This window comes from Rhodococcus sp. JCM 9793 (assembly GCF_055380405.1).
On record NZ_AP043721.1, the window covers coordinates 2,065,622 to 2,082,451 of the forward strand.

Here is a 16,830-nt window from a genome sequence, read left to right on the forward strand (position 1 = left end):
TCGCCATAACGGCCTGTCCCGGCCATCGCACCGTCGCCGCCACCACGATCGGAAGGATGCCGATGACCGAGAACTCCGTGAAGCCCGGGGAGTACGCAGAGCTGCATCGCCCCGTCTACAACCCGGATCTGCTCATCACCGCACTCGACCGCAGCGCCGACCGCCCCGCGCTGCACCTGGGCGACGTCGTCCTCACGGGCGCCGAGATGCGCGCGGCCATCAGCCGCTACCAGCAGGCACTTGCGTCGGTCGGGGTCGGGCAGGGGTCGTCGGTCGCTGTGCTGTCGAAGAACCGTCCCGAGGTCCTCATCAACATGGGCGCGACCATGATCGCCGGGTGCCGCAACAGCGCACTCAACCCGATGGGGTCGCTCGACGACCACCTGTACATCACCGCCGATGCCGAGATCGAGACCCTCGTATTCGATCCCGTGCACTTCGAGGAGCGCGCTGCGGAACTGAAAGCGCAGGTGCCGACGCTGAAGAATCTGTTCTCGCTCGGCCCCTCGAAGATCGCCACCGACATCCTCGCCCTCGCCGACACCTTCACCGAGCAGCGACTCGTCGCGGCCCATGTCGACGCCGAGGACACCTCGTCGATGGTCTACACCGGTGGCACCACCGGAAAGCCCAAGGGCGTGATGGGCTCGTTCCGATCCGGTGTCGCGCTTCCACAGATTCAGATGTCCGAGTGGCAGTGGCCGGACCAGCCCCGATTCCTGATCTGCACGCCTCTCTCCCACGCGGGTGCCGCATTCTTCATTCCCACGCTGCTGCGCGGCGGCTGCCTCTACGTGTTGCCCTACTTCGAACCGGGACTCGTCCTCGAGGCGATCGAGAAGCACCGCATCGACGCCACGATGCTCGTCCCGACGATGATCTACATGCTGCTCGACCACCCTGACTTCGACACGCGCGACCTGTCGAGCCTGCAGACCCTCTTCTACGGCGCCTCCGCCATGTCTCCGGCACGGCTGCGCGAAGGCATCGAGCGTCTCGGCCAGGTCTTCTTCCAGTTCTACGGTCAGTCGGAATGCGGCATGAGCATCGCGGTGCTGCGCAAGGAAGAGCACCTCGCCGACGATCCCGAACGCCTCGCCTCGTGCGGCCGCCCGGTGCCGTGGCTCGACGTGCGCCTGCTCGACGACGACCTGCAAGAAGTGCCGCAGGGCGAACTCGGCGAGATCTGCGTGCGGGGACCGCTGGTGATGAAGGGCTATTGGAACAAGCCCGAGGAGACCGCGGAGGCGCTGCGCGGGGGATGGCTGCACACCGGTGATGTCGCTCGCGCCGACAAGCATGGATTCCTCACCATCGTCGACCGCAAGAAGGACATGATCGTCACGGGCGGATTCAATGTGTTCCCCCGCGAGATCGAGGATGTCATCTCGGCGCATCCCGCGGTCGCGTCGGTCGCGGTTGTCGGAGTTCCCGACCAGAAGTGGGGTGAGGCCGTGAAAGCGTGTGTCGTGCTGCGCGGTGGTCAGGACGTGCCGGCCGACGAGCTCATCGAGAAGGTGCGCGCGGCGAAAGGTTCTGTGCACGCACCGAAGTCAGTGGATTTCCTCGATGCGCTGCCGTTGACGCAGCTGGGCAAGCTGGACAAGAAGACCCTGCGGGCGTCGTATCGATAGTTCACACACGAAAGGTTGTGCAAGGAAACAGCTTTCCCTCGGTGCGTGGAGTGACATCGGTCACGTGGCAAGCGGAGTCCGTCGACTCGAGTGACCATAGTTCCGGTGGTCGGGGATTTCGAATCGCCGACTCACCGCTGTACATCGACCACCGGTGCACAGCTTCAACCATCGAAGGGGGATCGAAATGGGCTCTATCGCATCGCTGCTCACCGACGTGCTCGTGGGTGCCATTCTGGAGTTGATCTCGTCGGGATCGGCTGAGTAGGGCCTGCGCGAGGCTTGTTCGAATGGAGATCTCGTCGGCGGCGTGATGGGTGGACCGCCGACATCGGTAGGTAGGTAGTAGCGCCGGAGATCCCCGGACGGTTCTCGGTGGCCACGCCCGCACGGCCGGTCGCCGAGAACCACCGATAAGTGGTTGCCCAGTTGATGTTTCAGTGAGTTGCAAGATCAAGTCCCGGTGAGTGATACGGGTCACAAAGGTCGGGAAGTGCTGCCCTACTCTCGCAGGTCCTATCGACCCCCGAGAAGGGAACCGTTCCTCAATGCACCTCACCCGCCCCACAGTCATCGCCGCGGTCGCTGTCACGACCACCCTCGTCGCAGGATGTGGCAGCAGTCCCGACGAGAGCGTGGGCACGACTTCGGAATCCGCCGTTTCCGCGACCGCGTCCCCTGTGACGTCGGATCCAGGAGAGCCGCTGCGGATTCTGCTGACCGACGACGACGGCTGGGACGCGGCGGGAATCACCGCCACGTACCACGCTCTGACCGCTGCGGGGCATGACGTGACGATGGTGGCCCCCGCCCACAATCAGAGCGGACAATCCGCCGCGTTCGATTTCACGGGCAAACTCGAGGTTGTCCATCCCAACGGCGATCCGAAGATCTACTCGGTCGATTCCACACCGGTAGGTTCGGTGATGTTCGGCCTCAACGAAGTGTTCAAGGGGGAGAAGCCGGATCTCGTGGTCTCCGGCACCAATGTCGGATCCAACGTCGGATTCGACACGAACTACTCGGGCACGGTCGGAGCGGCGATCGTGGCGAGCGGTGCCTATGGCGTCCCGGCGATCGCGATCAGCACCGACACCAGTTATCGTGAGTCCGAGGTCGTGCCGGCCTACGCGCAGACAGCAGAACTGCTGGTGGAGATCCTCGACAGAGGCATCCCGTCGATGGACGAAGGAACGATCCTCAATATCAACTATCCGTTGCTGAAGGACGGAGAAGCCGAAGCGAAGGGGCTGAAGTACGCACCGATGTCGTCGGCGTCGGCCGCGGCCTTCGCGTACCGGCAGATCGACGACACCACCTTCGAGATCGTGCCCGGACGCGCGGAGGAGCAGCCCGAATCCGGCACCGACTCCGCCGAGTTGGACGCCGGGTACGTCACGTTCACTCTCTTGAACGCCGACCGTTCGGTTCCGGAGTCGGACACGTCGGTCGTCGAAGACCTCATCGCGTCGCTGGGCTGATAGGTTTCCGCCGGTCGTGCGAGTTTCCGTTGGTTCACGACCCACGGAAACCCGCGTGACTGGTGGAAAGCTGCGACGGGGATGGCAACGCGCCCGATATGCCCGATCTTCCGCCGGGGATCCTCTCCTGACATACTCCCTCGCATGGCGAACGGGGAACCCCAGCGGGTCGAGGCGAGGTTGGCGGTCGAGCGAGTGGACGAGGCGCTCTACGGATCGGCCCACGGTGGAGAAGGCGCACTGCGGCCGGCGGAGCCCGTGCCGCCGATCTGCTCGCGACACGGAGACCCTGAAACCGACCGGGTGCGGGTGACGATCAAGTCGGATCGGTCTCGGCCGGAGCCGGGTGAGAGCAAGCTCGGCTCGGCGCTCGCCGCGGCCTACACCGTGCAGGTGGCGGCGGTGGAGTGGCCCGTCTGCGCGCGGTGTGTCACGGCGCGTCTGCGCTGGCAGATCGCTGCGGCAGCGTTGTTCACCGCGCTCGCGGTTCTGTTCCTCGGGTTGGTGTTCGCGCTGCTGCAGGGTGCGCCCCGTCCCTACGGGATCGCGCTGCTCGCGGTGTTCGCGGTGTCCTTCATCCCCCTCTATGTCGCGCTGCGGATGATCGAGCATCGACGGGCAGGTGTGGGGGTGACTCTCGCGGAGGATGGTTCGGCACTCGTGGTGCACGACGCGCACCCTCACTTCGCGCGGGCCGTCACCTCGCGGGCGTGATCAGAGCGGGTCGAAGCTGATGTTCTGCCGGGGCGTGCCCCCGGCAGACAAGGCGTACAGGGTAGTGCGGATCATCGAGGGCGAACCGGAGATCTGGATCTGGTGATCGGACCACGACCCGAAACTTGCGACGACCTTACCCAGCTTCCCCTGGATCGGTTCCGGTAGACCCGGGGGTGTGTCGCGTACGGGGACCGGATGCCAGTACGGGTTCTCCAGCTCTTCGGTGACGGGGGTGATCGTGAGCCACGGATTCGTCATGGCGATGTGCCACAACGTTTCCAGATCGTAGAGATCGCACGGGTAGTTTCCACCGTAGAACAGATGGGTGCGCGGATTCGTGCCGCGCATCGCCATCTCCATGATCTGGGCGCGCAGGGGCGCCAGACCGGTACCCGACGCGATCATGAGCACGTCCTGGCCGCTGTCGCGGTGGACCTGCAGCCCCCCGAGCGGCGGACCGATCGCCCACCGATCACCGACCGCGACCTCGCTGACGAGACCTCCGCTGACCCATCCCGTCGAGACGCGTCGGACGTGGAATTCGATCTGCCCCCGGGGGTTCGGGGGGATCGCCGCAGACAGATACCGCCACATCTGGGGACGCTGCGGGATCTGGACGCTCATGTACTGGCCCGCGTGATACGGGATGGGCGTATCGGTTTCGAGTCGGATGATCGCGAGATCGGCGAGCACACGTTCGTGGCCGACGACGGTGGCGCCCCATGCTGCGGGCAGGTCGTCCTCCGCGGCGGCGACGGCCATCGTCTCGGTGAAGTGCGAGATCACTTCGGCCCACGTGCGTTCGAGCGCTGCGGTCCACAGGATCAGCGGCGTGCAGTCGCGCACCGCGACGAGCAGCGCGTATCCGGCGGCGCGGAAGTGCTCGGGGCGGACTCCGTACTTGCGGTGATCGCGTGCCAATTGGCCGAGGAAGGCGTCCAGGCCGTCGACGTCGGTGAGCTTGTCGACCGCCCATCCGACAGCGGTCGTGAACCGATGCCGCATGTTCTCCATGCCGGCGGGGAACAGCTCGCGGGTTCCTGACGTCTCGCTCCAGAGTGCGGTGTAGAACGCCGTTGCGAACCGCTCGGGCCCGGTCGGGGTCGCGGTGATCGATGCGAAGCTGAGTTGCACTCGGGCGATGGCGAACGCCTCCACGCCATCCTCCCACGTACTGCGTCAATTCGGACGCCGCCACTGTAGTCGTTTCCTCGTGGGTCGGCTACATGCGCGATGTGGGCACGCACCCTCGACGATGGGATGTGATGCAAATCACGTATTGTTGGAAAGTTGAGTGGAACAAGCTCAACCTTGAACTGGTTGAATCGATCGAGTGCCCGCGGACCAGAGTTTGCGGGTACAGAATTGATACAGACTCACTCGAGAACGGAAGGAGCCCGTAGTGGACTCGTTCAACCCCACGACGAAAACCCAGGCGGCATTGACAGCCGCACTGCAGTCGGCATCCGCTGCGGGCAACCCGGACATCCGTCCCGCACACCTGCTCGTCGCACTGCTCGACCAGACCGACGGCATCGCCGGCCCGCTGCTCAAAGCAGCCGGCGTCGACCCTGCCCAGATCAGGGGTGAGGCCCACGGCCTCGTCGACAAGTTGCCCACCGCGACCGGAGCGACCACCACACCGCAGCTCGGCCGCGAGGCCATTGCCGCGCTGTCCGCGGCGCAGAAGCTCGCCACCGAACTCACCGACGAATTCGTTTCGACAGAACACGTCCTCGTCGGACTTGCGAGCGGGGACTCCGACGTAGCGAAGCTCCTCGCAGGAAAGGGTGCCACCCCCGAGGCTCTGCGCGAGGCGTTCACGACAGTGCGTGGCACCGGCCGCGTCACCAGCGCCGACCCGGAAGGCACCTTCCAGGCACTCGAGAAGTACTCGACCGACCTGACCGGACTTGCCCGCGAAGGCAAACTCGACCCGGTCATCGGCCGCGACAACGAGATCCGGCGTGTCGTGCAGGTTCTGTCGCGTCGCACCAAGAACAACCCCGTACTCATCGGTGAACCCGGCGTCGGCAAGACCGCCATCGTCGAGGGGCTCGCGCAGCGCGTCATCGCGGGCGATGTCCCCGAATCGTTGCGCGGCAAGACCGTCATCTCGCTCGACCTCGGCTCCATGGTCGCGGGCGCGAAATACCGCGGTGAATTCGAGGAACGCCTCAAGGCCGTGCTCGACGAGATCAAGGCGTCGGCCGGGCAGATCATCACCTTCATCGACGAACTGCACACCATCGTCGGTGCCGGCGCGACCGGCGAGTCCGCGATGGACGCGGGCAACATGATCAAGCCGATGCTCGCGCGCGGTGAACTCCGACTCGTCGGCGCCACGACCCTCGACGAATACCGCAAGTACATCGAGAAGGATGCCGCCCTCGAACGCCGGTTCCAGCAGGTGCTCGTCGGTGAGCCGAGCGTCGAGGACACCGTCGGCATCCTGCGTGGGCTCAAGGAGCGCTACGAGGTGCACCACGGCGTGCGCATCACCGACTCCGCGCTGGTGTCCGCCGCGACCCTGTCCGACCGCTACATCACGTCACGGTTCCTCCCCGACAAGGCCATCGACCTCGTCGACGAGGCCGCGTCGCGGTTGCGGATGGAGATCGACTCGCGACCCGAGGAGATCGACACCGTCGAACGCATCGTCCGTCGCCTCGAAATCGAGGAGATGGCATTGCAGAAGGAAACCGACGCTGCGTCGAAGGAACGGCTCGAGAAACTGCGCAGCGAACTTGCCGACGAACGCGAGAAGCTCAACCAGCTCACCGCGCGTTGGCAGAACGAGAAGACCGCGATCGACTCCGTCCGAGAGGTCAAGGAACAACTCGAAGCGCTGCGCGGTGAAGAGGAACGCGCCGAACGCGACGGCGACCTCGGTAAGGCCGCGGAGCTGCGCTACGGCCGCATCCCCGAACTGGAGAAGGAGCTCGAGGCCGCAGCGAAGGCGTCGGGCGCCGCATCCGATGGCGATGTGATGCTCAAGGAGGAAGTCGGCCCGGACGACGTCGCAGAGGTCGTCGCAGCATGGACGGGCATCCCCGCCGGCCGCATGCTCGAAGGTGAAACCGAGAAGCTCCTGCGGATGGAAGACGAGATCGGCAACCGTGTGGTCGGTCAGGCCGAGGCCGTGCAGGCCGTCTCGGATGCGGTCCGCCGTGCCCGTGCCGGTGTCGCCGACCCGAACCGCCCCACCGGATCGTTCCTGTTCCTCGGTCCCACCGGGGTCGGCAAGACCGAACTCGCCAAGGCACTCGCGGACTTCCTGTTCGACGACGAACGCGCCATGGTGCGGATCGACATGTCGGAGTACAGCGAGAAACACAGCGTCGCGCGGCTCGTCGGTGCGCCTCCCGGCTACGTCGGTTACGACGCCGGCGGTCAGCTCACCGAAGCGGTGCGTCGTCGCCCGTACACGGTGGTGCTGTTCGACGAGGTCGAAAAGGCACACCCCGACGTGTTCGACACGCTGCTGCAGGTGCTCGACGACGGGCGTCTCACCGACGGCCAGGGCCGCACGGTCGATTTCCGCAACACGATCCTGATCCTCACCTCGAACCTCGGTGCGGGTGGCGACAAGGACCAGGTGATGGCGGCGGTGCGCATGGCGTTCAAGCCGGAGTTCATCAACCGGCTCGACGACGTCGTGATCTTCGACCCGCTGTCCGAAGAGCAGCTCGAGAAGATCGTCGACATCCAGGTCGACCAGCTGGCGAAACGTCTCGAGGCACGACGGCTCACGCTCGACGTCGACGGAGCGGCACGGATGTGGCTCGCGGTGCGCGGCTACGACCCGCAATACGGTGCGCGTCCGCTGCGCCGGCTCATCCAGCAGTCGATCGGCGACCAGCTCGCCAAGAAGCTGCTGGCAGGGGAGATCCGCGACGGCGACACCGTGAAGGTCGGTGTCACCGACAACGCCGAAAGCCTGGTCATCGGCGTCTGACACCAGTAGCGGGAATGGTCCCGGTGGCAACAGCCACCGGGACCATTCCTGTGTCGGTACCTTGGGAAGAGCCATGACGAATCCGAACGATCCGCGCACACCGCAGGAACGTGCCTATCCGCACGACGAGCCGGGTGACGACGAGACGCGCGTACTGCACACCGACGACCCGACGGAGGCGTACGGGCAGCCGGTGACGAACCCGACCTTGGCGTACCCGCAGTACGATCCGCGCTTCGATTCGGCGGCACCACCCCCGAACCCCACCCAGCAGCTCGGTGAACCGCTGGGGCAGTATCCGCAGGGTCAGCAGCCGACCGCGCAGTATCCGACGGCCCAGTATCCGACGGCCCAGTATCCGACCGCCCAGTACTCGCAGGCCCAGTACCAGCAGGGGCAATACCCACCGGCCGGTCACCCGGGCGGTGGGTATCAGCCACCCGGCCCACCCCCACCCGGATACGGGCCGCCCGCCGAGCCCGAAAAGAAGCCACGCGGTCCACGCTGGGGTGTCCTCGCCCTCGCGGTGGTGGTGCTCATTGCTCTCGGCGGGATCGTCGGCTACCTCCTGAGCGGAAGCGGCGACGAGCCCGACACCACCGCGACCGGTCCGACGACGACCCGCACGATGCCACCCGCACCGACGACGACACCGCCGCCGTCCGGCGAGCCGGACGGAACACCTGCGTTGCCGCTCGACCAGCTTCCCGGCGGGCTCGGTGAGGTCATCGGCCAGACCGGCGCCATCGTGGGGTCGATCACGGCGAACGACGGCACGAGCATCACTCTCAGTGGTATCGGTGGGTCGCTCACCACGGTGCTGTTCACCCCGGACACCCAGATCATCACCTTGAAGGGGTCGTCCCCGGAGGCTCTCGAGGTCGGCGCGACCGTCGTCGCGACCGGCAGTCCCGTCCAGGACGGACAGATGACGGCCGAAACCGTCATCAGCGCGTCGCTCCCGTCGTTCGGCAGCCCGGGCAACTGAAGACGCTAGGCTGATCGCGATGACATTCATGTGGTTCGGTCTGGCGGCGATCGCGCTTCTCGGCGCGCTCGCTCTGCTGTACGTCGATCGCACGCGGAGGGAACAGTCCGGGCGCGTGCGGGAGATCTGGGCGCGCGCCCAGGGATACAAGTACACCGACTCCGACGAGCGACTGCCCTCCAACTGGCATCGCGCAGCGTTGGCCAAGCAGGAGTACCTGGGCGCGATCGACGTTGTGCGTGGGGTCCGTCGGGGTGAGGAATTCATCCTGTTCGACATCGAGGAAACAGCCACGATCATCGCGGTACGCCGCAAGGTCGGGTCCGACGTCGACGTCGATCTGCGGCTCAAGTCGACGCCTCCGCCGAAGGATTCCGACATGAATCTGCTCGGGTCGATCGGCCCGCGCATCGTGTTCTCCACCGACCTCGAGATCGCACGTCGTGTGTGCGACCAGCGGATGGTCACGTTCACCCAGTCGATCCCCGAGCACATCCAGATGCTGTGGAGCGAGGGCCCGTGGACGCTCGGTTCGATCCCGGTGGGAAGCAACGGACGCGAATGGGATGCGGCGATCGAGACGGTGGCGCGCCTGTCGGGCATCCTGCACGTCCTCCCGCCCGTGGTCGATCCTGACAACGTCGATCGCAGCTTCCACGACCCGGGACGCCCCTCCGCGCATCGCTGAACCGCGCGTCAGGTCACGGTACGGACACGCCCGAGATGACACGCCGGATCCTTCGTCGTGCGAACCGATCGCGGTCTGTACATTTCTCGCCGTGACACCTGTGGCTCTGGTGATAGTTGTGGCAGTGGTGGCCGTTGCGCTGCTCTGGATACGGCTGGGGATGCGCCGCTTGCGGACGCTTCGCACCCGACGCAGAGACGGCCTGCATCTGCTGCTGAACGAACTCGATGATCGCTACGATCTGATCCCTGCGCTCATCGCGGCGTCGGCGGGTGCCGGCGTCGAACGCAGCCGCATCAGCCCGGTCGTGGGAGCACGTTCCCTCGCCATCGCGATGCGCGACCAACGTCTCGACCTCCCCGAACGCGCGGCCACCGAAAACGCGTTGTCGGCCGCGTTGCACGAACTCATCGGGGTCCTCGACGGAGTCAACCACTGGCCGTTCATCCGCGTCGCCCGCGAACTGCAGACCCGCGAGCAGCGCATCGCCGGCGCGGTCCGTGTCCACAACGACCTCGCAGGCACACTCAACTCCCAGGTGTCGAGGTTCCCGACGTCGCTGTTCGCGACGTTGGCCGGAGTGCGAGCCGTCGCAGTGTTCGAGGTTCCGGCAGGACTGGCTGCGACCGACACTCCGGCGGCCGAGGATCAGACCGAACTGCAGGCGTCCACCGTCGACAAGAGCGACGAGAACGACTCGGGGACCGCCGCCGCCTGAGAACCCACCGGCAGCGACTAGGCTCGTTCGCGCCGGTTCCGCCACCGGCGGTGACCGAGACGACGGTGAGGATGTGCGATGAGCGACCGCGACGAACTGGCTGCACTGGTACGTGAGCTGGCAGTAGTGCACGGCAAGGTGACCTTGTCGTCGGGCAAGGAAGCCGACTACTACGTCGACCTGCGTCGCGCGACCCTGCATCATCGCGCAGCACCGCTCATCGGCTCGCTTCTGCGCGAACTCGTCTCCGACTGGGACTTCGACGCGGTCGGTGGGCTCACCATGGGCGCCGACCCGGTCGCCATGGCCGTCATGCACGCACCCGGACGCCCGATCGACGCATTCGTCGTCCGCAAGGCCGCCAAGGCCCACGGCATGCAGCGGCAGATCGAAGGCCCCGATGTCGTCGGCAAGCGCGTGCTCGTCGTCGAGGACACCACGACCACCGGCAACTCTCCGCTCACCGCCGTCAAGGCCCTGCGCGACGCGGGAGCGATCGTCGTGGGCGTGGCAACGGTCGTCGACCGCGCTACCGGAGCCGACGAGGTCATTGCCGCGGAAGGCGTCGAATACCGGTCGCTGCTCGGCCTCGCCGACCTGGGCCTCGACAACTCCTGACATCGTGACCCCACGGGTGCGGCAGACCGTCACACAACTTGCGGACGGTCGCGAACTGATCTTCTTCGACGACACCGAACCGTACGTCGGGGGAGCAGCCACCCGTGTCGCACACGACCGTCGTGAACTTCCGGCGGTCGTGGCGACGTCGGAGGTCCGTATCGACCCGCTCACCGGGGAACCGGTGACGTTCGCCGCGCACCGCATGGACCGCACGTTCCTGCCCTCGGTCGCGGACTGCCCACTCTGCCCGACCCGACCCGGCGCCTCCACCGAAATCCCCACAGACGACTACGACGTCGTGGTGTTCGAGAATCGTTTCCCGGCGCTCTCCTCGGTCGACGGCTCGGCCGGTGGCCGCTGCGAAGTGATTGCCTTCACCGCAGACCATGACGCCCGCTTCGCCGACCTTCCTGCGGCACGTGCCCGCACCGTCATCGACGTCCTCGCGTCCCGCACGGCGGCGCTGTCGTCGCTGCCGGGTGTGCAGCAGGTGTTCTGCTTCGAGAACCGCGGCGTCGAAATCGGTGTGACACTGGAACATCCGCACGGCCAGATCTACGCGTACCCGTTCCTCCCGCCGCGGTCGCAGATGCTGCTCGCCCGCGCCCGCGACCATCTCGAGAGTACGGGCCGGTCTCTCCAACGCGACATTCTCGATGCCGAACGTCGCAGCGGAACCCGCGTCGTGTGGTCGGGTGAATGGTGGACCGCGTACGTTCCCGCCGCGGCGCGGTGGCCGATCGAGGTGCACCTCGTGCCGCATCGCGACGTCCCCGATCTGACCGCGCTCGTCGACGCCGAACGCGACGAACTCGCGCTCGCCTACCGGGGTCTGCTCGGACGCATCGACCGGTTCTTCGAGGGACTGGACCGGGTCCCGTACATCGCAGCGTGGCATCAGGCCCCTGTCGGGGACGGACGCGAGCACAGCCGGTTGTTCTGCCAGATATTCTCGCTGCGACGTGCACCCGACAAGCTCAAATACCTGGCGGGATCCGAATCGGCAATGGGTGCGTGGATCAGCGACACGACACCCGAGCGCATCGCAGAACGACTACGCGAGCTCGCGCCGTGACTGTTCCCGACGGCGCGGCGTGCGACGACGCGCCGCGCGCGTTCACGACGGTGTTCGGGGGCAACCCCGACGGCACCTGGTGTGCGCCCGGTCGTGTCAACCTGATCGGTGAGCATGTCGACTACGCGGGCGGAGTGTGCTTGCCGATGGCGATTCCTCAGGTCACTGCGGCTGCGGTGCGCCGTCGCATCGATGGGCGGCTTCGTATGTACAGCATGGGATTCGACGTCGTCGACGTCGCGCTGGGCGACCGTGTCGACGGATGGGCTGCGTACGTCGCCGGTGTGGTCTGGGCGCTCGACCCACCCGATTTCCACGGAGCCGACATCGTGATCGCGTCGGAGGTTCCGGTCGGGGCGGGGCTCTCGTCGTCCGCTGCGCTCGAGGCATCCGTGGCGCTGGCGCTCGCCGGCCTGTGCGGGCTGCCCGTCGACGACGACGGACGAAATGTTCTCGCCAGGGCGTGCATGCGCGCGGAGAACGACTACGTGGGTGCACCCACGGGCGGCATGGATCAGCAGATCGCCCTGCGCGGCAGAGCCGGTCACGCGTTGCTGCTCGACTGCGCCGACGGGCACGTCGAACACATCCCTGTCGACACGGCGGCAGCGGGCCTCACGGTGTTGGTCGTCGATACCGGGACGGGGCACCGTCTCGTCGACGGGCGGTACGGTTCGAGGCGGGCCGCCGTCGAGGATGCGGCCCGGTTGCTGGGCAGTCCTCTACGTGAGGTGGACTCCGTTTCCGCACTGGACGACCCGATACTGCGGCGTCGCGCGCGACACGTGGTCACCGAGATCGAACGTGTCCACACAGCTGCCGACGCACTGCGATCCGGCCGCGTGCACGACCTCGGTCCGCTGCTCGACGCGTCGCATCGGTCTCTGCGCGACGATTTCGAGGTCAGTTGCGCTGAACTCGACAGCGCTGTCGACGCTGCGACCGCGGCGGGTGCGCTCGGAGCGCGCATGGTCGGGGGAGGTTTCGGGGGATCGGCAATTGCGTTGTGCGAGAACGACGATGTCCCGAGGATCGAAGCGTCCGTGACTGCGGCAGCCGAGGCAGGCGGTTTCCCGTCACCGGTGTTCCTGCGCGCCACCCCGTCCCGGAGCGCGCATCGCTGTTGACGCACAGCGCACGGTACTGTGCGCCCATGGGTTGGTTCACTCGGAACAAGTGGGGCGTCGAGCACGCCGTGTTCGCGGCTGCGAGCTTGGCGACGGTGGTCGGCGGAGTGCTGGATAACGAATCGGTGCAGAGGGTCGCGAAGCCGCTGATCGCGCCCTCGCTCGCCGTTCGGGTGCTGCGCCGATCCCGCGACCTCGACCGCGCCGATACCGCGCTGCTCCTCGCGGGCCTGGCCGCCGCGACCGTAGGCGACGCGTTCATGATCGCCCCCGACGACGACAGTCGGATCCTGCGTGGTGCAAGCGCTTTCGCGGTGATGCAGACCTCGTACTCGACGTTGCTGGCCCGGCACGGTGCGCGCCCGACCCGCACCGCGGTGTTGCAGCGTGTGCCCGCGGTCGTGGGGGCCGCCGGACTGCTCGGGTGGCGGAGTCGCTCGGTGGCTGCGCCGCTCACCGCGTACGGCACCCTGCTGGCGACCACCGCGACCCTCGCCGCCGACCCGTCCCTGGCACCCGGAGCGAAGACCTCCGGTGGTCTCGTGTTCCCGAATGCCGACCGGCGCAGCTGGCTCGGTCTCGGCGGGCTCGTGTTCACCTTGTCCGACGGCACCATCGTCGAGCGGCGGACCCTGCTGAAGAGCAAGTCCGCGCGGGCAGCGGCGGAAGGATTCGTGCTCGCCACCTACGCGGCCGCGCAACTGCTTCTCGTCGAAGGGATGCTCGCACTCGTCCGAGGTAAATGACCCGTCACGGATAGATCAGGATCCGAGTGCGGTCGTCGGGGTCGACGAGCACCGACACCACCTGGCCGGCCACCAGCCGCGACACGTCGCTGCGTTCGGCCTCGAACACCACCTTGCCGCTGTACGGTTCGGATCCGGGCACTGTCAGATCCAGATCCAGCTCGGTTCGCTGCACGTCGCCGATCACGGACCCGAGCGGGGTGGCGGCACGGATCGTCGCCCACCCTTCGAGGCCGTCGCGTTCGATCTTGCGATCTTCGCGGGTGGCGCGATCGGCGATCAACATGCCCAGACCGAGTACCGCGCCGTACAGGCAGACCAGGAACATCACCTGGAATCCTTCGGTGCCTTCGGCGGAGTTCGGATAGAAGAGGTTCAACCAGAGCGACAGCAGAATCAGGTATCCGGTCGTGATGAACGCGACCGTGCGCAGAATGCGCTTGTGCTTCATGGCTCCTCCGTCTCCAGACTAGCGCGTGTCTGCGCTTCGTCCGCCGGTCGATAGAGTGGCACTTTCTGTGCTCGTCGGAGGGAGCGGTGTGAAGGTGCGTGTGTCGTCGGCTGCGGTTGTGTTGGGTGCTGTGCTGATTCTGAGTGGGTGTGGGGGGTCCGGAGACGAACCGGATGCCGTGGGCAGACAGACCGACACTGCGACATCCAGCACCGCGACAACCACAGTGACTGCTGCACCGACCACGACCGAAGCCACCACCACGGAAGCGCCGACTTCCGAGCTCGCACCTGTAGAGACGACGACCGAGCCGGCTCCCGAGGTGCCGCCGACGCTGGAGGCTGTCGCGTTCGAGCAGGGCGAGTCGTATTACTTCACTACTCCCGACGGCGCATTCGAGTGCGGCATCGTGCAGCTCCCGGGCCGCACCGAAGCGGGTTGCGAGGGCGTCACCGATCCGGTGCCGCCACGGCCGGAGAGCTGTGTCGTCAACTGGGGTCACGGGATGCGCGTCGTCGACAGCGGTCCAGGTGAGTTCCTGTGTTCGGGCGGCCCCGTCTACCTGCCCGTCGAAGGATCTGCGGAGGTGTTGCCCGCGGGGGCGACGCTCTCGCAGCTCGGCTACACGTGCGCGACGACCGAAACCGACGTGACCTGCACCAACGACAGCACCGGACACGGATTCTCCGTCGCCTCCGACTCGAACGAGACGTTCTGATCGTGCCTGACCGAGAAACCGGGCCGGACCACGAGCAGGACCCGCTCGCGGTCCCCGGACCGACAGAATGGGGCGAACATCCGCACGGTATGGGGCCGTGGACCGACGAGTTCGGGACACCCCCGCCCACCGATCCGAAGTACGACCCCGAACTGCTCGAACACGGTGACCGGCGCAACGTCGTCGACGCCTACAGATATTGGACGCGCGACGCGATCGTCGCCGACATCGACACCCGACGGCACCCGCTGCACGTGGCGATCGAGAACTTCGCGCACGACGCCAACATAGGCACCGTCGTTCGCACGGCCAATGCGTTCGCGGCCGCCGCCGTCCACATCGTGGGTCGGCGCCGCTGGAACCGCCGCGGGGCCATGGTCACCGACCGCTACCAGCATCTGCAGCACCACACCGACGTCGATGCGCTCATCGGCTGGGCCGCCGAGCACGATCTGACCATCGTCGCTGTCGACAACACCCCGGGCTCCGTGCCACTCGAGACGGCAGACCTACCCCGCAACTGCCTGCTGCTGTTCGGGCAGGAGGGGCCGGGCGTGACCGAGCGGGCACGCGAGGTGGCGACGATGACGGTGTCGATCGCGCAGTTCGGCTCGACCCGTTCCATCAACGCGGGTGTCGCGGCGGGGATCGCCATGCACGCGTGGATCCGCCAACACGCCGACCTCGACGACGCCTGGTCGTAACGCTCGCCGGATCCGTGCGGATGTAGTAGCGCGGGCCGTGTGGCCACGCCGCTGTCGCGGGACAAGGATGATTACGGCATGGCGGAAATGTGGGCGGATCGGGCGGATGCAGCCGAAGCTGCCGTCGCGGCCAGGCACGTGCGTCGACTCTGGGGATTGCCCGGTACCGAACTCGGTGTCGTCGGCTGGCCCGCCACACGACGTGAACGCATCTTCGGCTCGTGGCACTACTGGTGGCAGGCTCACCTGATCGACCTCGCTGTCGACGCGGCGGAGCGGCAGGCGAAGTCCGGTGACGGCACTGGGCGCAGCCGACGCCGCGTCGTGCAGCTGACCCGAAGTCACCGCATCCGCAACATCACAGGCTGGACCAACAACTACTTCGACGACATGGCCTGGCTCGGTCTGGCCCTCGATCGCGCCCAACGGCACCTGCGCGTCGACCATGGGGCTGCGATCGCGACCCTCGTCGGGGAACTGCACGATGCGTGGCAACCCGAGCACGGCGGGGGAATCCCGTGGCGCCGCGGAGACTCCTTCTTCAACACTCCCGCCAACGGTCCGGCCGCGCTGCTGCTCGCGCGATCGGGCAAGCTCGAGCGCGCACAGGAGATGGCCGACTGGATCCACGACCGTCTCGTCGATCCCGACACCGGACTCGTCTTCGACGGTATCCGCCACGGTGTACTCGAGCCCGCCGTCTACTCGTACTGCCAGGGTGTGGTGCTCGGAGTCGAGACCGAACTCGCGACCCGAAGCGGCGACCCGCGTCATCGCACGCGGGTGCATGCACTTGTCGACGCTGTCGACCACGAACTCACCGAACGCAGCATCGTCACAGGTGGTGGGGGAGGCGACGGTGGCCTGTTCAACGGCATCCTCGCGCGCTACCTCGCGATGGTCGCGACCACCTTGCCGTTGCAGGACGCCGACGACGTGCGAGCACGCGCCGCGGCGCGCCGCATCGTGTTGGCGTCGGCCGACGGGGCGTGGGAGAACCGCCTGCAGATCGAAGGGCTTCCGCTGTTCGGGAGCGACTGGACCCGGCCCGCGAGGCTACCCGGCTCGTCGGGCACGGTCGCGCAGTTCGCTGCAGGCACCGTGCGTCCGTCGTCGATCGCGGAACGCGACCTGTCGGTGCAGCTCGGTGGCTGGATGCTCATGGAAGCCGCGCACGCGGTGGTGGCGTCTCCCTGACCGGCGT

Annotated in this window: 16 protein-coding genes; 14 read left to right on the top strand and 2 right to left on the bottom strand. The window is 66.8% G+C overall.

Annotation, left to right across the window (positions count from 1 at the left end; translation table 11 throughout):
• Positions 1-56 precede the first annotated feature (56 nt).
• The 3 genes from ACZ46K_RS11670 to ACZ46K_RS11680 all read left to right on the top strand — a co-directional run bounded on the left by ACZ46K_RS11670 (position 57) and on the right by ACZ46K_RS11680 (position 3,829).
• Positions 57-1,634 (top strand): AMP-binding protein, encoded by a 1,578-nt coding sequence (locus ACZ46K_RS11670; RefSeq protein ID WP_464748347.1) that lies wholly within the window; start codon positions 57-59, stop codon positions 1,632-1,634.
• Between the two features lie 548 nt (positions 1,635-2,182).
• Positions 2,183-3,115, top strand: coding sequence for a 5'/3'-nucleotidase SurE (gene surE / locus ACZ46K_RS11675; RefSeq protein ID WP_054805215.1), 933 nt, complete (start codon positions 2,183-2,185; stop codon positions 3,113-3,115).
• A 144-nt stretch (positions 3,116-3,259) separates the two neighbouring features.
• On the top strand, positions 3,260-3,829 hold the full coding sequence (locus tag ACZ46K_RS11680) for a hypothetical protein (RefSeq protein ID WP_054809630.1): 570 nt from the start codon (positions 3,260-3,262) through the stop codon (positions 3,827-3,829).
• On the opposite strand, the gene ACZ46K_RS11685 is transcribed toward ACZ46K_RS11680, so the two are convergent.
• Positions 3,830-4,990: an FAD-binding oxidoreductase gene (locus tag ACZ46K_RS11685; RefSeq protein WP_464748349.1), complete on the bottom strand. Its 1,161-nt coding sequence runs from the start codon at positions 4,988-4,990 to the stop codon at positions 3,830-3,832.
• 244 nt (positions 4,991-5,234) lie between these two features.
• Here ACZ46K_RS11685 and clpB point away from each other — a divergent pair, with 244 nt between their 5' ends.
• The 8 genes from clpB to ACZ46K_RS11725 all read left to right on the top strand — a co-directional run bounded on the left by clpB (position 5,235) and on the right by ACZ46K_RS11725 (position 13,753).
• The gene (gene clpB, locus ACZ46K_RS11690; protein WP_464748351.1) at positions 5,235-7,790 is read left to right on the top strand and encodes an ATP-dependent chaperone ClpB; all 2,556 of its coding nucleotides are present in this window, start codon (positions 5,235-5,237) and stop codon (positions 7,788-7,790) included.
• A 73-nt stretch (positions 7,791-7,863) separates the two neighbouring features.
• A complete protein-coding gene (locus tag ACZ46K_RS11695) occupies positions 7,864-8,778 on the top strand; it encodes a DUF5666 domain-containing protein (RefSeq protein ID WP_464748353.1) in 915 nt (304 codons plus the stop codon).
• A gap of 28 nt (positions 8,779-8,806) precedes the next feature.
• The gene (locus tag ACZ46K_RS11700) at positions 8,807-9,466 is read left to right on the top strand and encodes a hypothetical protein (protein ID WP_054807490.1); all 660 of its coding nucleotides are present in this window, start codon (positions 8,807-8,809) and stop codon (positions 9,464-9,466) included.
• A 91-nt stretch (positions 9,467-9,557) separates the two neighbouring features.
• The gene (locus ACZ46K_RS11705; protein ID WP_464748355.1) at positions 9,558-10,184 is read left to right on the top strand and encodes a LemA family protein; all 627 of its coding nucleotides are present in this window, start codon (positions 9,558-9,560) and stop codon (positions 10,182-10,184) included.
• A gap of 78 nt (positions 10,185-10,262) precedes the next feature.
• A complete protein-coding gene (gene pyrE / locus ACZ46K_RS11710; protein ID WP_054807488.1) occupies positions 10,263-10,802 on the top strand; it encodes an orotate phosphoribosyltransferase in 540 nt (179 codons plus the stop codon).
• 16 nt (positions 10,803-10,818) lie between these two features.
• Positions 10,819-11,880 carry a galactose-1-phosphate uridylyltransferase gene (galT, locus tag ACZ46K_RS11715; protein ID WP_054810691.1) on the top strand — a complete coding sequence of 354 codons (1,062 nt, stop codon included), beginning with the start codon at positions 10,819-10,821 and terminating at the stop codon, positions 11,878-11,880.
• Positions 11,877-13,007: a galactokinase gene (gene galK / locus ACZ46K_RS11720; RefSeq protein WP_054807489.1), complete on the top strand. Its 1,131-nt coding sequence runs from the start codon at positions 11,877-11,879 to the stop codon at positions 13,005-13,007. Before galT ends, galK begins: the two co-directional genes overlap by 4 nt.
• Before the next feature lie 26 nt (positions 13,008-13,033).
• Positions 13,034-13,753, top strand: a complete 720-nt coding sequence (locus tag ACZ46K_RS11725; RefSeq protein ID WP_464748357.1) for a lysoplasmalogenase family protein — start codon at positions 13,034-13,036, stop codon at positions 13,751-13,753.
• Between the two features lie 4 nt (positions 13,754-13,757).
• Here the strand turns inward: ACZ46K_RS11725 and ACZ46K_RS11730 are convergent, their stop codons facing one another.
• Entirely contained in the window at positions 13,758-14,204 is a 447-nt protein-coding gene (locus ACZ46K_RS11730; protein ID WP_054807771.1) for a hypothetical protein, read from the bottom strand.
• A gap of 67 nt (positions 14,205-14,271) precedes the next feature.
• Between ACZ46K_RS11730 and ACZ46K_RS11735 the strand changes: the two genes are divergently transcribed.
• The 3 genes from ACZ46K_RS11735 to ACZ46K_RS11745 all read left to right on the top strand — a co-directional run bounded on the left by ACZ46K_RS11735 (position 14,272) and on the right by ACZ46K_RS11745 (position 16,823).
• Positions 14,272-14,922 (top strand): hypothetical protein, encoded by a 651-nt coding sequence (locus tag ACZ46K_RS11735; protein WP_464749291.1) that lies wholly within the window; start codon positions 14,272-14,274, stop codon positions 14,920-14,922.
• 89 nt (positions 14,923-15,011) lie between these two features.
• Positions 15,012-15,626 carry a TrmH family RNA methyltransferase gene (locus ACZ46K_RS11740; RefSeq protein ID WP_464749292.1) on the top strand — a complete coding sequence of 205 codons (615 nt, stop codon included), beginning with the start codon at positions 15,012-15,014 and terminating at the stop codon, positions 15,624-15,626.
• 78 nt (positions 15,627-15,704) lie between these two features.
• Positions 15,705-16,823 carry a glycoside hydrolase family 76 protein gene (locus ACZ46K_RS11745; RefSeq protein WP_054810487.1) on the top strand — a complete coding sequence of 373 codons (1,119 nt, stop codon included), beginning with the start codon at positions 15,705-15,707 and terminating at the stop codon, positions 16,821-16,823.
• Positions 16,824-16,830 lie beyond the last annotated feature (7 nt).

Excerpts from the sequence above, each read along its gene's own strand:
- ACZ46K_RS11670 (WP_464748347.1), top strand. The coding sequence starts at position 57 with ATGCCGATGACCGAGAACTCCGTGAAGCCCGGGGAGTACGCAGAGCTG.
- surE (WP_054805215.1), top strand. The coding sequence starts at position 2,183 with ATGCACCTCACCCGCCCCACAGTCATCGCCGCGGTCGCTGTCACGACC.
- ACZ46K_RS11680 (WP_054809630.1), top strand. The coding sequence starts at position 3,260 with ATGGCGAACGGGGAACCCCAGCGGGTCGAGGCGAGGTTGGCGGTCGAG.
- ACZ46K_RS11695 (WP_464748353.1), top strand. The coding sequence starts at position 7,864 with ATGACGAATCCGAACGATCCGCGCACACCGCAGGAACGTGCCTATCCG.
- ACZ46K_RS11700 (WP_054807490.1), top strand. The coding sequence starts at position 8,807 with ATGTGGTTCGGTCTGGCGGCGATCGCGCTTCTCGGCGCGCTCGCTCTG.
- pyrE (WP_054807488.1), top strand. The coding sequence starts at position 10,263 with ATGAGCGACCGCGACGAACTGGCTGCACTGGTACGTGAGCTGGCAGTA.
- ACZ46K_RS11725 (WP_464748357.1), top strand. The coding sequence starts at position 13,034 with ATGGGTTGGTTCACTCGGAACAAGTGGGGCGTCGAGCACGCCGTGTTC.
- ACZ46K_RS11730 (WP_054807771.1), bottom strand. The coding sequence starts at position 14,204 with ATGAAGCACAAGCGCATTCTGCGCACGGTCGCGTTCATCACGACCGGA.
- ACZ46K_RS11740 (WP_464749292.1), top strand. The coding sequence starts at position 15,012 with ATGGGGCCGTGGACCGACGAGTTCGGGACACCCCCGCCCACCGATCCG.
- ACZ46K_RS11745 (WP_054810487.1), top strand. The coding sequence starts at position 15,705 with ATGGCGGAAATGTGGGCGGATCGGGCGGATGCAGCCGAAGCTGCCGTC.